The organism is Deltaproteobacteria bacterium (assembly GCA_016219225.1).
Lineage (GTDB): Bacteria > Desulfobacterota > RBG-13-43-22 > RBG-13-43-22 > RBG-13-43-22 > RBG-13-43-22.
The window spans coordinates 1-14,334 of the sequence record JACRBX010000154.1; the positions used below are offsets into that span (position 1 = coordinate 1).

15 protein-coding genes are annotated in these 14,334 nt (G+C 50.7%); 5 read left to right on the forward strand and 10 right to left on the reverse strand.

From position 1 onward, the window contains the following. From HY879_13200 to HY879_13220, 5 genes are all read right to left on the reverse strand, one after another. Positions 1 to 1,125 (reverse strand): (Fe-S)-binding protein (locus HY879_13200; GenBank protein MBI5604299.1); only part of this gene is annotated, 1,125 nt, incomplete at its 3' end. A gap of 2 nt (positions 1,126 to 1,127) precedes the next feature. Next, positions 1,128 to 1,838: a respiratory nitrate reductase subunit gamma gene (locus tag HY879_13205; GenBank protein ID MBI5604300.1), complete on the reverse strand. Its 711-nt coding sequence runs from the start codon at positions 1,836 to 1,838 to the stop codon at positions 1,128 to 1,130. Between the two features lie 59 nt (positions 1,839 to 1,897). Beyond that, on the reverse strand, positions 1,898 to 2,128 hold the full coding sequence (locus HY879_13210; protein ID MBI5604301.1) for a sulfurtransferase TusA family protein: 231 nt from the start codon (positions 2,126 to 2,128) through the stop codon (positions 1,898 to 1,900). A gap of 27 nt (positions 2,129 to 2,155) precedes the next feature. Then, positions 2,156 to 2,704 carry a DsrE/DsrF/DrsH-like family protein gene (locus HY879_13215; protein MBI5604302.1) on the reverse strand — a complete coding sequence of 183 codons (549 nt, stop codon included), beginning with the start codon at positions 2,702 to 2,704 and terminating at the stop codon, positions 2,156 to 2,158. Positions 2,705 to 2,771: 67 nt separating this feature from the next. Further along, complete coding sequence (locus HY879_13220) at positions 2,772 to 3,248, reverse strand: MarR family transcriptional regulator (GenBank protein MBI5604303.1); 477 nt, start codon at positions 3,246 to 3,248, stop codon at positions 2,772 to 2,774. Positions 3,249 to 3,380: 132 nt separating this feature from the next. Between HY879_13220 and HY879_13225 the strand changes: the two genes are divergently transcribed. The 5 genes from HY879_13225 to HY879_13245 all read left to right on the forward strand — a co-directional run bounded on the left by HY879_13225 (position 3,381) and on the right by HY879_13245 (position 8,924). Then, a complete protein-coding gene (locus HY879_13225) occupies positions 3,381 to 4,034 on the forward strand; it encodes a hypothetical protein (protein MBI5604304.1) in 654 nt (217 codons plus the stop codon). A 102-nt stretch (positions 4,035 to 4,136) separates the two neighbouring features. Then, a complete protein-coding gene (locus HY879_13230; GenBank protein ID MBI5604305.1) occupies positions 4,137 to 5,372 on the forward strand; it encodes a DUF2088 domain-containing protein in 1,236 nt (411 codons plus the stop codon). A gap of 297 nt (positions 5,373 to 5,669) precedes the next feature. Next, positions 5,670 to 6,416 carry a QueT transporter family protein gene (locus HY879_13235; protein ID MBI5604306.1) on the forward strand — a complete coding sequence of 249 codons (747 nt, stop codon included), beginning with the start codon at positions 5,670 to 5,672 and terminating at the stop codon, positions 6,414 to 6,416. Between the two features lie 40 nt (positions 6,417 to 6,456). Further along, on the forward strand, positions 6,457 to 8,133 hold the full coding sequence (locus tag HY879_13240) for an ATP-binding cassette domain-containing protein (protein MBI5604307.1): 1,677 nt from the start codon (positions 6,457 to 6,459) through the stop codon (positions 8,131 to 8,133). After that, complete coding sequence (locus HY879_13245) at positions 8,130 to 8,924, forward strand: energy-coupling factor transporter transmembrane protein EcfT (protein ID MBI5604308.1); 795 nt, start codon at positions 8,130 to 8,132, stop codon at positions 8,922 to 8,924. Before HY879_13240 ends, HY879_13245 begins: the two co-directional genes overlap by 4 nt. Positions 8,925 to 8,961: 37 nt before the next feature. On the opposite strand, the gene HY879_13250 is transcribed toward HY879_13245, so the two are convergent. From HY879_13250 to HY879_13270, 5 genes are all read right to left on the reverse strand, one after another. After that, positions 8,962 to 9,957, reverse strand: a complete 996-nt coding sequence (locus tag HY879_13250) for a DUF72 domain-containing protein (GenBank protein MBI5604309.1) — start codon at positions 9,955 to 9,957, stop codon at positions 8,962 to 8,964. Between the two features lie 73 nt (positions 9,958 to 10,030). Continuing rightward, entirely contained in the window at positions 10,031 to 10,435 is a 405-nt protein-coding gene (locus tag HY879_13255) for a response regulator (protein MBI5604310.1), read from the reverse strand. A gap of 38 nt (positions 10,436 to 10,473) precedes the next feature. Next, positions 10,474 to 12,513, reverse strand: a complete 2,040-nt coding sequence (tkt, locus tag HY879_13260) for a transketolase (protein ID MBI5604311.1) — start codon at positions 12,511 to 12,513, stop codon at positions 10,474 to 10,476. 310 nt (positions 12,514 to 12,823) lie between these two features. Beyond that, positions 12,824 to 13,813, reverse strand: coding sequence for a 4Fe-4S binding protein (locus HY879_13265; GenBank protein MBI5604312.1), 990 nt, complete (start codon positions 13,811 to 13,813; stop codon positions 12,824 to 12,826). 42 nt (positions 13,814 to 13,855) lie between these two features. Next, the coding region (locus HY879_13270; protein ID MBI5604313.1) for an SRPBCC family protein at positions 13,856 to 14,334 on the reverse strand (479 nt) is incomplete at its 5' end.

Here is a 14,334-nt window from a genome sequence, read left to right on the forward strand (position 1 = left end):
GGTTTTATTGACCTGATCCACCTTGACCCTGGCCGATTTCATCCGGAAATCCAGATTGTCTTCGCCCAGGGCGACCAATCCGCCCCCGCCGCCGCAGCACCAGTTATAGCGGGCATCCTCGGTCAGGTCGCGAAAATCGGCCGTCAGATGCTGTAAAATATAGCGGGGCTCGTCGATCACCCCGGCATTGCGGGCGATCTGGCAGGGATCATGATAGGTAACGGGGTCCTTAATTTTATTCTTGTCCAGTTTTATCCGCCCTTCCCGTAGATAGCGGGCATGGACCTCGGTGATGGATCTGACTTTGAAAGGCTGTTTTCCGGACAACTGTTTCATGACCCGAAAGGCCGTGCCGCATTCGCAGACACAGACCTCTTTAACCTTAAGACGCAAGGCCTCCTTGACAATGCGATCCAGGATCAGCCTGGTACGGGAAGGGTCTCCGAGAAAGGCCCCGAAGTTGACGGCTTCAAAAAAACTCAAGGTCCAGTTCTCTTTGGCGGCATTAAAAATAGCCGCGGCCGGAACAATCGAATGGGCCCCGGCCAGGGCGACATAAAGCATATCGGCCCCTTCCTGATCCACCGGGATGGGGGTCGACCCGGCCTCGGACTTCCACTTTTCCACCACCTGGTCTTCCAGGTTCTTTATGGCCGAAAGAAAACCTTCTTTAAACATTTCCAGGGATTTGCCCTTTTCAATGGACATGTCGGCCAGCATGGACAGGATTTCCGGTTCCGATTTGTTTCCGACCAACAGGAGCTTGGCAATGGACATGAGCATCTGGGTGTCGATGCCGTAGGGGCAAAAGACCATGCAACGCCGGCAGCCCGTACAGGAATAGGCGGCCTCATAGAGCTCCTCCATGGCCATATCGGTCAATTCCTTGGATTCCCCGAGGAAGGCTGTGGGGTTCAACCGGCCTTTATAGTATTTTTTATAGAGCCGGCGGACGATTTCATGCCGGTAGTAGGCGATGTATTTATTCTGGCCCATGGAGGCATAGACGTGGCAAGCCTCGGTACAGGTCCCGCAGCGGGTACAGGTCTCCAGATAAAACTTCATGGCCTGATTCAATTTGGAATCAAAAAGTTTTAACAGGTCGTTTTGAGTTTGCAGATCCATGATTACCCCCTCCTTAATTTATTCATGGGGACACTGAAAATGGAATGCATAACCTTGCTGAAAGGGAAGAGCATGATAAACAGGTTGGCGAAGAAGACGTGCAAGACCAGCATAAAAGAATGGCCGGTCTGATAGACGGCCCCGGGCAGCTCGGGTTTAAAAACCAAAAGACCGGTCATATAGGTCTGATAGTCTCCCGGCGACAATTCCCCGTAGTTATACCACCGCCTGGCCCAGTCCATTTCGGCACCGAAGAGCACGGTCAAAAAGAGCAGGATCAGCAGGTAATAATCTTCCGGGACGGATAACTCCCGGGTTGGGGAGTGAAAACGACGGAAAAGGAGGTAGAGCAGAATGATCGACAGGACCAGACCGACAAAACCTTTTCCCAGAAAAATCTCATGGGCCCAGAATTGAAAAAAGGTAAACCCCTTAAAAAGTTCCAAATGACCGATGATCAGGAGCAGCAGGGCCAGGTGAAAAATCATCAGAATGATCCAACGCAGGGGATAATGACGCCGAATAGTGGGCATCAGGAGGCTATCGTGTAAGGCCCAAAGCCAATTGGGTTTCTTTTCCGGGAATACTTGTAAGGTGGTTGGATTTTTGGCCGTGCGCCAGATCCGCGCACATTGGATGATCGTGCCCGCGATAAAAACCAGGAAGGCCAGATAGACCATGGGCACCAGAATCAGATAATAAACGGTTTGCATAGAAACCTCCTTAGCCCCTCCCCGGGAAAGGGGAGGGACCGGACAGGATGGCGAACGGGTTATTTGTTTCGTTTAATGTAGATCTTAATAACCCCATCCCCCTGGTCGGTTTTAAGGATCTCATTGCCGCTGGTCCTGGCCCAGGCCGGAAAATCGGCCAAGGCCCCCGGATCGGTCGTTATGGCCTCAATAACCTGACCCACCTGGACCTCTTTTATCCCTTTGCTGACTTTAACCACCGGCATCGGGCAAGGTAATCCTTTCAGATCCATTACTTTGTCGACTTTAATCTCTTCCATTTTTATTTCTCCTTCTTCTTATATGAATAACTGGATTTTGCTTTCCATGGCCTGTTCCAGGAACTTGGCCACTCCGCAATAAGTCATATCCGGATAACTGATCATCTCTTCCCGTTTAAAGCCCATCAAGTCCATGGACATTTCGCAGACAAAGATCTTGATGCCCAATTCTCCGGCCATTTCGATCATCTGCTCCAGGGAGGCGACGTTTTTCTTTTTCATCAAGGATTTCATCATGGTGGTGCCCATGCCGGCCATATTCATCTTAGATAATTTCACTTCTCCGGTCCCTTTGGGTAACATGGCCCCAAACATGGCACCCATGACATCTTTTCCCTTTACTTTCTTTAGTTTATCCCTCAAAAGCGGGGTGCCCCAAAAGGTAAAAAACATCACCACTTCCATACCCATGGCCACGGCGCCGGTGCCGATGACAAAGGCGGCCAGGGCCTTGTCCAAATCGCCGCTGAAAACAATCATGGAGATTTTATTTTCCGGCTGGTTCTGACTTAGCGAGTCTACCTGGGCCTTGAGGTCGGCCATTTGCTTTTCTATTTCTTCCTTCATCTTATTCCTCCTGGAATTCCAATTAGGGTTTATTTGTTAATAGTGTTAATTAAAAATACCTGAAAATCTATAGCAGCCTTTCCTTGACTGCCTCCATGGAAGACCGCAGCAATTCCAAAGAGGTAAGGACCGATTTTCTATCTTCCGGTTTCAGGGTTAAAACCAAATGGTGGTGCAGTTCAGTCATAAACTCTTGGATATCTTTGGTTTTTTTCTTTCCAGCTGGGGTAAGGCTGATCAATTTAATACGGGCATCCTCCGGATCATCGATACGGTGGATCATTTTTTTCTTAAGTAAACCGTCGAGGATCTTGGTCACCCGGCTTTTGGCCACCTCTAACTTTTGGGCTATGGCCGTGACGGTCAAATACCGTTCATGCTTAAAGAGCAGCAGGCTGCGCAGTTCGGCCGGTGTAAGGTTGAATTTTTTGGCCTGAAAGACTACCCTCTCCTGGCAGCAGGAACTAATTTCTTCGATCAGATTCTTGAGTCGGGAGGCTTGATATTGGGTGATTTTAGGATTATTGTTTTCAATATCGTTCATAGTATTAACTAAATAATCCCTTTTTAATGTCTTGTCAAGCCCCCATTTCTAAATTTTTGATTCCCTTTTCTTAAATTTTTGATGTATACAAAAAAGATAAATACGAATTTAAAGGAGTCAAGGTAAAATATTATGGGGGTTCCTTTTTCTATTTCTAAACCCTATCAAGCCCGTTATCCCGGTTTACCTTTTGGGCTGACCCTGATCTCTGATTGCCAAAACCCCATTAATCCCCAGGGGTTTGACGAATATAAACGGGGCCTCTTGCGGAAGATGCGCAAGAGGGAAACCCTGGCCGGGATTAACGAACGGATCTCCCTGTATGACCGGTTTTTTCATTCTTTCGGATACGAATGTCCCCTGCCCAAACATCTCAAAAGAACCGTCCAGAGCGGCTTCCCCCGTTATAATCTGATGGTGGATACCCATTTCATGGCCGAAATGTGTGCCGGGATATTGGTGGCGGTTACGGATTTCGATTGCTTTGAAGGGGCCTTAACCCTGGACATTACCCGAGAGGGGGAAATAGGCCACGGTATGGGGGGAAGGGATTTTTTACTGAAAGCCGACGAAATCGTCCTGCGGGATGAAAAGGAGATCGTTTGCGTCCTTTGCCAGGGGGCGGATGAAAAAACCCGAGTCAGGGAAACCACCTCCCGGGTTCTTTTTTATGCCTATGCGGTTCCGGGCGTAGAGGCCCGGTTTATAAAGGAAGGGTTGGATTTGGCTGCGGAAACTATGGGTCGTTTCGGCCAGGGAACTGTTGAAGATGTGACGGTTTTTTAAGAATTTTCTCAAGCTCAAATTTTCAAAGGCTAAATTGTTACGAAAGATGTAATTATAAAAAGTGCCCGGCCGGGCTTCTATAAAGGAAAGGGAGCAAAAGTCATGCAAAAAATTTCCGTCCCCTCCCGGCTCTGGTATGAAAACCAGGAGCGGGAACTGACTTTCCCGGATCGTTGGGAGGTCCACAACCTTAACTCGCCCGGCTTCGAAAAGCCCGGCCTTCTTCATCAGGAAATAAAAGAAAAGATCGATCACCCCATCGAAGGCCCTGCCTTGGAAGAATTGGCCCGGGGGAAAAACCAGGCGGTTATCGTCTTTGACGATATGACCCGGCCGACGCCGGTCAAGGATGTGGCCCCTCATATTGTGGCCGCCCTGCATCGGGCCGGCCTGAAGAAGGACCAGATCCGCTTTATCTGGGCCCTGGGGGGGCATGGGGCCTACGACATGATCAACGCCCGGAAAAAATTAGGGGAAGCGATCGTCGAGAATTATGCGGTGTACAACCACGATCCATTCCAGAACACCCTTCGGGTCGGAAGGACCCCGACCGGGGTGGAACTCTGGTTTAACCGGGAATTTATGTCTTGCGACCTGAAAATCGGTCTGGGCTGCATCACCCCCCATGTTCATGTGGGGTTCGGCGGGGGGGCCAAACTGATCCTCCCGGGGGTGGCCGGGATGGAAACCATCAACCAATTCCATAATCAATTGTGCCGGGACGAAACGCGGACTGGAATAGGGAACTTCGAAAATAACATCATGCGGGCCGAGTGCGATGCCGCCGGTGATGCGGTGGGTTTAAACTTTAAGGTGGATTGTCTGGTCAACCGCCGGGGGGAGATTACCAATCTCTATGCCGGCCCGTTTCGGGCCACCCACGCCGCCGGAGCCGAGGAAGGAAAGGCGCATTACGGGATTCCCTATGTCACCGGTTATGATCTGGTGATTGGTAATTCTTATGCCAAGGCCAACGAGTCGGCCATTGCCCTGCTCCTTTCTTTGCAGGCCCAGAAACCAAAGGAAGGGGTGGTGGTTTTGATCTCCGATGCCCCGGAAGGGCAGGTCCCCCATTACGTATTCCGGGCTTGGGGAACGGATTACGGCGGCCGCCAGTATACACTCCGTCCTAAAGGGACTATTCAGGCCTTGACGAAAAAATTGATCGTCCTGGCCCCCCATCCCGACCGGACCGGCCTGGATCTCATCTGCCATGTGGATGACGCCGTCTTTGTCAAATCCTGGCCGGAGTGCCTGGCCCTTTTGGAAAAGGAATTTCCAGGGGAAGCCAAAGTGGCGGTCATTCAGGACGGGACTATGCAGTATTTGAAGGCTTAATAGGAAAAAAAGTTCTGAGTTAAGAGTTCGGAGTTCGGAGAAAACCATCTTCATGCTTCGTGGTGCCCCCAGGGGGCATGAGGGTTTAATACGAAAATAACGTTCAGGGATCGGGGGTCAGGGATCGGGGGTCGGCGAAAGACATTTTCATTCTTCGTAGTGCCCGACCCGGGTATGAGCGCTTAGTTCGAAAATAGAATAATACAGGGGAAAGGCAAACAAGGATTGGGGAAAAAGCTAACCCATTGCCCCTGGCCTATTGCCTATAGCCTCATTTAAGCCAAGAAAGGTTAAGCTATGAAAGCCGTCTTTACCATGTGGAGAAACACCCGGATGATCATCCTGACGGCGGTCTGTGCGGCCATTTACAGTGCGGCTCTGCTGGCCTTTAAAACCGCCATCCCCCTCATTCCGGGTATCACCGAAGTCCGGGTAGGAAACATCTTCCCCATGCCCTTCGGACTTATGTTCGGACCGGCCGGGGCCTGGGGTTCGGCCATCGGCAATCTGATCGGCGATATCTTCGGCGGCACCATAGGGCCTTCTTCCCTGGCCGGATTTGTGGGCAATTTTCTTTTAGGCTATCTCCCCTATACCCTTTGGACGACTCTAATCCCCTTTCATCAAAAATCGATGGATTGGGACTCCCGATCCTGGAGCAATTGGCTAACCTATTTCCTGATCGCCTTTGTCACTGCCGCGGCCTGTGCCGTGGTCATCAGTATCTTTGTCGATTTCCTGGGCATCGTCCCTTACCGAGTCTTGGTCAAAATTATCACCGTCAACAATACCATCGGCGGGTTTATCGGTATCATTCTGCTATCCTCGGTGTTTAAACTGGTCAAGGATCATCTCCGTCTCCATTGGACCGAGGTCATGGAGCCGGCCGATCAAGGCAAACCCCTGACCGGTCCTTTAGGGGCCTGGCTCGTGACCGGGGCCTCCCTTTTCGGCCTCTTCGGAGGCCTGTGGACCGATCTTCCGGTGAGTACCCTGGGTTGGATTTCCACCCTGTTCATCCTGATCGGAGGCTTCTTACTCTGAATAATTCGTCACTCGTCATCTGTCACTTGTCGCTATTATCATGAGCATCGCCGTCTCCATCGAGGGTTTGACCTTTTCCTATGCCGGGAAGAATAAACCGGCCCTGAAAAACATCTCGGCCCGGATAGAGGATGGGTCCTTTGTCTGCATCATGGGCCATGGCGGGGCAGGCAAGTCCTCCTTGTGTTATACCTTCAATGCCCTGATCCCTAAATTTTTCCGCGGCGATTATTCGGGCCGCGTTCTGTTAAAAGGGAAAGAAGCGGCGATCCAGTCGGTGGCCCAACTCTCTCATACGGTAGGTCTGTCCCTCCAGGACTTTGAGGCCCAATTGTTTTCCACCAACGTGGAATTGGAAATGGCCTTCGGGCCTGAGAACCACGGTCTTCAGCGTCCGGAAATAGAAAAGCGTATTCAGCATTATCTTGGGGTCATCGGTCTGGAACCTTTCCGCCAAAGACAGCCGGCTACCCTTTCCGGCGGACAGAAACAGCGTCTGGCCATTGGCTCGGTCTTAGCCATGGAACCGGACATCCTGGTCCTGGACGAACCGACCACCGATCTGGACCCCAAGGGCGCTAACGAAGTCTTGTTATTAGCCCACAGTCTGCGCCAGGCGGGACGGACCCTCCTGATGGTGCTTCCTGAACCGGAAATGGCCCTGGAAGCGGATCAGGTCTGGTTGATGCGGGAAGGTGAACTAATCGCCCAAGGCCATCCCATAGAGATTTTAACCGATCTGCCTGCCCTGAAAGCCTGCGGCGTTAAACCCCCCAGTTTTATTGAACTTTTTATGGCCCTGGACTGGCCGGGTCTACCCTTGACCCTGAACCAGGCTCTGACCCTTATCGAAGGGCATCAATTGATAAAAAATCAAACCCCGGCCTACCGGCCCGAAACCTTAGACCAGATCCAAGACCCGGTAATCCTGCAAGCCGAAGACTTGACCTATGCCTATCCCTTCGGCGAAAAAAAGGCCCTTAAAGGAATAAACTTGACCATTCATGACGGCGAGTTTATCGCCCTCCTGGGTCAAAATGGCTCGGGTAAAACTACCTTGGCTAAACACTTTAACGGATTGTTAAAGGCTTTGACCGGCCGAGTATGGGTTGAAGGAAAACCCATCACCACCTACGACCACAAAGCCTTGGCCCGAAAGGTGGGGTATGTTTTTCAAAATCCGGACCATCAAATATTTGCCCGGACCGTGGAAGAAGAAATAGGATTTGGCTTGAAGATGTTGGGTGCCGAATCAAAAGTCATCCGGCAACGGGTCACCGAGGCCCTGGAAGTGGTCGAGCTGCGGGGATATGAAAAAAAGATACCTTTTACCCTGACCAAGGGAGAAAGGCAGCGGGTGGCCGTGGCTTCCGTCTTGGCTGTGCAACCTCAGGTAATCATCCTGGACGAGCCGACCACCGGCCTGGATTACGTTCATCAACGCCGTATGATGCACTTACTTGAGCAATTAAATCAAAAAGGGCATACCATAGTCATCATCACCCATTCCATGTGGGTGGCAGCAGAATATGCGAGCCGAACAATCGTCTTAAAAGAAGGGGCCGTTATCCTGGACGGGTCTACTCGCAATATCTTTGCCGAAGAATCCCAGTTGGCCGAAGCCTCTTTATCTCCGCCTCCCCTGGTTCAGTTGAGCAACCGGCTGGGCCTCCAAGGTCTCACTTTGGAACAGATCGTTCAGGAAATTAAGGGATGAATATATTTCTATATTTAGATCAGGACACTCCCATCCACCGTCTCGACCCCAGGACCAAGCTGATTTCTGCCCTGATCCTCTTCGGCATCTGTTTGTGCTTTAATCATCCCATATATGTAGCCGGCATCAGCGTCGGGGTTCTTTTAGTTGCCTTCAGGGCCAAGGCCCTGCCCAATTTCTGGAAACTGCGCTACATCCTGTTGTTGCTCATTCTTTTCAGTTCCCTGTTATGGCCTTTTTTTGTGCCCGGGCCGACCCGCTGGTGGGGTTGGGGACCCTTCATTCTCAGTCGGGAATCGGTCCTTTATGGCCTGGCCATGGGCCTGCGTCTGTCCACTTTCGTCGGAATCGGCTTGATCTTTCTTTCCACCACCCGAAATGAAGAATTGACCAATGGTCTGATCCATCTGGGTGTCCCCTATCCCCTGGCCTTCGCCCTGTCCACGGCCCTGCGGCTGGTCCCGACCTTCGTAGGCGCCGGAGCGACCATCATCCAGGCCCAGGTTTCCAGGGGCCTGGACCTGGAATCCGGAAGTATCTTTAAACGGATGGGCAAGTTCATCCCCCAGGCCGTCCCCTTGTTTATTTACGCCATTCACCACACCAACTATTTAGCCATGGCCCTGGAATCCAAGGGCTTCGATCCCAGAGCCAAACGGACTTTTTACTATGAACCCCGTATGCAGCGGATCGATTTTGCGGTGCTGGTTTTTTTTGCCCTGCTTTTAATGGTCCTGCTTTATTTGCGCCTGGGATTGGGGTTAGGGGTAATCATTTCGGGCCGGCTTTAAACACAAGGGGTTCCTGCTCATGGATGGGGCCAAGGACTTAGCATGGGGAAAGAAATTTTTCAGCAATCGCCTGGGCAATCAAGGGGGCATTTCCCCCGGTTCGATTATTGACCAGGACCATCACCTTAACCCCCTTCTCTATCCCCTGATGCATCAATTGGGTCGTTTCTTCGATCATCTTCGGCTGAAGCATTCCTTCAACCATTTTATCGAAGGGATGGGCCTTTTCGTAGGCCACTTCATAGCGCATATCGATAGGCGTAACCAGCCGGATAACCAAAACCCGACCGGCATTGAGAATCTTGTTGCCGGTTTTAGCGAATTGTTCTCGAAGGGGGGGGAGCCAGGTCCAGTGGGAAAGGACCTGCCCGACCCCATGTTTTTCAAGGACCCTGAAGAAAGACGGTATTAAAAGAGATCCAGTTCGAATCTCCGTATGGTAACGGTGATCTTTGGGGATGGCTTCAAAAAATGCCTCAAGAGATCGGACCATTTCCTTTTCCGGAAGCCGGTCTTGGTTTCTCTGATATTCCTGTTCGAAAATAAAGCCGGTAAGCGGTTTTCCCAATACTTCCAGGGCCGGTTTATAAAATTGTCGGGTAAATATTTTTGGGTTGAGGTAGGCCTCGTTGGGGATATATTCAGTTCCCCGGCGAAGCTTTTGAGCAAAAACGATCTGAGGAACCTTGAGGATAACAGCATCGTTATCGTGGATATGCCGGCGGTAGTGCCTCAGTACATGATAATTCTGGGTCGGGGTTCCATCTTCCTCGGTAAGCAATCGGTAAAAGGTATAATCGATTTCGAGAACACGGAAATGTTGGAAATATTCCTCCACACTGTCGACCGGAAGGACCTCTTCAATATACGCTTTTCCCCCCACAACCTTGGGTCGGCGGTTTATCCTTCCGGCATAGTGCTCCTTTGAATAAATCTGGCCGATCCATCCGGCATAACGGTCCGAGGTCGTTCCGAGGTAAATGTCCGGGTGAAGGTCTCGAAAATGATATTGATTGGGCTCGGCGTTTTCCATATCCGTATTATTTTTAGATGTCAAAAATAATGAGGTCGATTGGCCGGTTTATTGCCCCCTGACCAGCGAAAGATCAGGAATGGGAAAGGGTGTCCTCCAGGATCAATGGTTTGATCCTGGCCAAAGTCAAAGTGTCCTTGGTTAAAAAACGGCTTGCTCCGAACTGCAAGGCCGCTTCCTGATATTCCAGGTTATCATAACTCGACATAACGATGACCTGTATTGCAGGATAAAGGGCCTTGATTTTTTTCGTGAGGGAAAGGCCGCTTTCTCCGGGCACCCGGATATCCATAAAGATCAGGTGGGGACGAAAAGCCTCTGCCTTTTCCAAACATTCCTCCGCATCTACGGCCTCCTGGATAATGATATCAGGGCCCACTAATTGGAGGTTTTCTTTAAAGGCCTGCCGGAAGGTGGCATTATCCTCCACAATCAATATCTTGAACTCTCTTGCTTCTCCTGATCCTGAAAGACCCATGGATTACGCTCCGGATTTTGGTGGTAAAAATAGTTATTTTAAGAAGCTAAAAGCTCCAAGGTCTTTTCAACCACCTGATCGGCCGTGAGTCCGAATTTTTCATATAAGGTTTTATAGGGTGCCGAGGCACCGAAGTGGTCCAGGCCGATGACCGCCCCTTTTTCCCCGACAAAGCGATGCCAGCCGAAAGGGCTTCCGGCTTCGATAGCCACCCGGGTCTTGACCTCCGGCGGCAATACCTGGTTGTGGTATTCCCCGGACTGGCGATCGAACAATTCCCAACTGGGCATATTGATAACCCAGGAATTAACTCCTCTTTCCTTCAATTTCTTGCCGGCTTCAAGGGCTATGGGCACCTCCGAACCGGTAGTCATTAAAAAGCAATCCGGTTGCCGGTCCCCCGCCTTATAGAGCACATAAGCCCCTTTAACCAGATTTTCGGCCGGGGCCATCACCGTCCGATCCATAGTGGGGAGGTTCTGCCTGGTCAGGACCAGGGCCACCGGTCCGGTTTTGATTTCCAGGGCCATTTTCCAGGCCTCGGCCGTTTCATTGGCATCGGCCGGCCGGATGACCGTCAAATTGGGTATGGCCCTTAAGGCGGCCAATTGTTCAACCGGTTGATGGGTAGGACCGTCTTCCCCCAGCCCGATACTGTCATGGGTAAAGACATAGATCACCTTCAAACCCATCATCGCCGCTAATCGAATGGCCGGTCGCATGTAATCGGAGAAGATCAGGAAGGTGCCGCCGTAGGGAATGATCCCGCCGTGGAGGGCCAACCCGTTCATAATGGCGCCCATACCGTGTTCCCGGACCCCGAAATGGATGTTCCTTTGATCATAGCTTCCGGCCTGGAAATCTTTTGTGCCTTTGATCATGGTCTTATTGGAAGGGGCCAGATCAGCCGAACCACCAATCAGATGGGGAACATTTGCGGCAATGGCATTGAGCACCGTCCCGGAGGCCGCCCGGGTGGCTTGGCCTTTGGAATCAACCGGAAAGATAGGGATCTCCCGGTCCCATCCCTTGGGCAGCTTTCCGGCCATGATCCGGTTAAATGCTTCGGCCTCTTCAGGATAGGCCTTTTCATAAGCGGCAAATAACTTTTGCCATTCTTTTTCTCTTTTTTCACCGGTCCCGACGGACTGCCGAAAAAAGGCCAGGGCCTCTTCCGGCACATGAAAGGCCGGCTCTAAGGGCCAGCCCAGGTTTTCCTTGGTCAGGCGGATTTCTTCTATTCCCAACGGCTCCCCATGGACCCCGGACGTGTCCTGTTTATTGGGGCTCCCGCAGCCGATGCAGGAGCGTACGGCGATCAGGGATGGCTGGGCTGTCTTGGTCTGGGCCTGCCGGATGGCTTCGGCAATGGCCTTCAGGTCGTTACCGTCATCCACCTTTTGGACCTGCCAGCCATAGGCCGAAAACCGGGTCAGCCGGTCTTCGGTAAAAGCCAGGTCGGTACTGCCTTCGATGGAGATATGATTATCATCGTAGAGGTAGATCAACTTGCCCAACTGTAAATGCCCGGCCAGGGAAGCGGCTTCATGGGAAACCCCTTCCATCAGGTCCCCGTCGCTGACAATGGCATAGGTATAATGATCCACAATGGAAAAATCCGGGCGGTTAAAGCGGGCCGCTAAAAAGCGCTCGGCCATGGCCAGTCCGACGCCGTTGGCAAATCCCTGTCCCAGGGGACCGGTGGTGGTTTCCACACCGGGGGTATGTCCATATTCCGGATGGCCCGGAGTCTTGCTTCCCCACTGCCGGAAGGCCTTCAGATCTTCCAAGGACAGGTCGTAACCAGTGAGATAAAGGAGGCTGTAAAGAAGCATGGAGCCGTGGCCGGCAGAAAGGACAAAGCGGTCCCGGTCCGGCCAAAGAGGGTTCCCGGGGTTGTGTTTTAAAAATCGGGGCCAAAGGACGTAGGCCATGGCCGCGGCCCCCATGGGCATGCCGGGATGGCCGGAATTGGCCTTTTGGACCGCATCGACGGCCAGCATACGGATGGTGTTGATACACAGATCGTCCAGAGGATCAGGCTGGGAGGGATTTATGGGCTGAGTGGCTTCTTTCATAATGGTCATCTCCAAACATGAAAAAGGTCCAAGGTCCAGGGCCCAAAGTCCAAGGGTTAAGGCTTCTTACACTTGGAACTTGCATCTTGAAACTTGGAACTTTATTTTTGCACTAAACCTGCCCAATCTATTCCAAGAATGCCCGCTTGTAAACCAAAATATTTTGTCTCTTGGACCAGTTTTGTGGATTCCCTGGTCTCTGCTATGTTTTATTTTGATCCCCCGGCCTTGGGGAGCCTCAAAATCCCACCCTGACTTGTCGGAATCAGGATTGACCCAGGGAACGGCGCCCTGGAGCAAAAGCCGGTAATCAAGTCAGCTTATGGTCTGATGGGTGGTCGATCAATTCTTCCGGTTCTTTTATTTTCAAATGCTTTCGTTTCATGAATTCGTTATAGCCCATCACTTTTTTCCCATTGTATTCCATGTTGACCGCCTGGACCGGACAGTTATTAATGCAGCCAAAGCAAAGTACACAGGATTCTGTGTTGATGGTATAATTGGATAGGTTAATGGCATTGACCGGGCATTTTGCGACACACGTTCCACATCTAATGCATTTTTCCTTAAAAAGGATATGGTTTTTAACCAGTTGCTTGGTCCACCAGACCGGCCCTAAATAAGTCGAAATTTCTCTTAACGTCAGCTTTTTGGAGAATTCGACCGGCTTTCCCAATGCAACCCGGTTGATTAATTCCCTGGCATATTGACGCACTTTTTCATAGGTTTCCTCATTTGGAAGATGCCGGCTCATCCAGGTTTTTTCTGAAACTTGTTCTTCAGACCAGGCCAGAGGATAGGATGCCATATTCATGAACGAATCTATTCCAATGGGGACACCCTCTTTTTCTGCTAATTGTTCAAGTATGGAACAAGCCGCATTGTGTTGATTCCCTTCCGGGCCTCCAAAGGTCACATAGGTCGCTACCGGTGTCCCCCTTAAAGCGGGAAGGGATGCTATCCAATTTTTAACAAACATAGGGGTGTCATAATAGAAAACAGGGGAGCCCATAACGATCAGGTCAAAGTCGTTTATCCCTTTTTTATCAAAAAGCCTTATTTCAGAAGAAGTCACTTTTATTCCATTAATTTCCAAGGTCTTGGCCAGTAACCTGCCGTTTCTGGCCGTATAGCCTGTCTGGCTGTACCAAAGGACAAGGGCTTTTTCTGTTTTTTTGGTTTTCATCGGAACTTTGGCGCGAATGGTTCGCGTATGGACACATCCCGGCAGGGTAGAGCATGACAAGCCTACTGCCGCTAAGGTGGTGCTTTTCTTTAAAAAGGCCCTTCTATCTTCCATAATTTTCCCTTTCCCTTGTTTCATTGCTATTTTTTAGGTATTCTATCTAATGTTTTTTTCTAATAGTTGTGCCTTTAATAGTTGCAAAGCCTTTTGCATGTAGCCCCGCCAAAGCATATTTGAGATAAACCATAGCAATGGGGCAGTAAGAAAAGATTTCGCTTTAAACGCATATCGCCACTCGATATGCGTTTCGCCTGATGGTGTACTGCTAAACCACCACTCCCCATCGGCTTCGATTGTAAGCAACCGCAAAATACCCGTAAAATGGCTTACGTTGTAACTAAAATAATTTGGGAGGTCGTATTTAGTGAGCATTTCCTGAACTGAACTGCCATCCGCTAAAAGTACTGTTCGTGTTTGCCCGGCTCCGTCCCAAGCACCAGTCTGTTTCTTAGTACCGGTAACAGCGGGGAGAAGGCTATAGCCTGTAAATATGGAAGTGAGATCAATTGGAACAATATTCTCAAAAGCCTCTAGTTGATTAACAGACACCTCTGTTGTTACTGTAGATGAAAAGA

What these genes read in the sequence shown, in the direction of transcription:
- HY879_13245 (MBI5604308.1), top strand. Translation starts at nt 8,130, where the DNA reads ATGAATATATTTCTATATTTAGATCAGGACACTCCCATCCACCGTCTC.
- HY879_13220 (MBI5604303.1), bottom strand. Translation starts at nt 3,248, where the DNA reads ATGAACGATATTGAAAACAATAATCCTAAAATCACCCAATATCAAGCC.
- HY879_13240 (MBI5604307.1), top strand. Translation starts at nt 6,457, where the DNA reads ATGAGCATCGCCGTCTCCATCGAGGGTTTGACCTTTTCCTATGCCGGG.
- HY879_13265 (MBI5604312.1), bottom strand. Translation starts at nt 13,813, where the DNA reads ATGGAAGATAGAAGGGCCTTTTTAAAGAAAAGCACCACCTTAGCGGCA.
- HY879_13250 (MBI5604309.1), bottom strand. Translation starts at nt 9,957, where the DNA reads ATGGAAAACGCCGAGCCCAATCAATATCATTTTCGAGACCTTCACCCG.
- tkt (MBI5604311.1), bottom strand. Translation starts at nt 12,513, where the DNA reads ATGAAAGAAGCCACTCAGCCCATAAATCCCTCCCAGCCTGATCCTCTG.
- HY879_13230 (MBI5604305.1), top strand. Translation starts at nt 4,137, where the DNA reads ATGCAAAAAATTTCCGTCCCCTCCCGGCTCTGGTATGAAAACCAGGAG.
- HY879_13235 (MBI5604306.1), top strand. Translation starts at nt 5,670, where the DNA reads ATGAAAGCCGTCTTTACCATGTGGAGAAACACCCGGATGATCATCCTG.
- HY879_13215 (MBI5604302.1), bottom strand. Translation starts at nt 2,704, where the DNA reads ATGAAGGAAGAAATAGAAAAGCAAATGGCCGACCTCAAGGCCCAGGTA.
- HY879_13225 (MBI5604304.1), top strand. Translation starts at nt 3,381, where the DNA reads ATGGGGGTTCCTTTTTCTATTTCTAAACCCTATCAAGCCCGTTATCCC.
- HY879_13255 (MBI5604310.1), bottom strand. Translation starts at nt 10,435, where the DNA reads ATGGGTCTTTCAGGATCAGGAGAAGCAAGAGAGTTCAAGATATTGATT.
- HY879_13205 (MBI5604300.1), bottom strand. Translation starts at nt 1,838, where the DNA reads ATGCAAACCGTTTATTATCTGATTCTGGTGCCCATGGTCTATCTGGCC.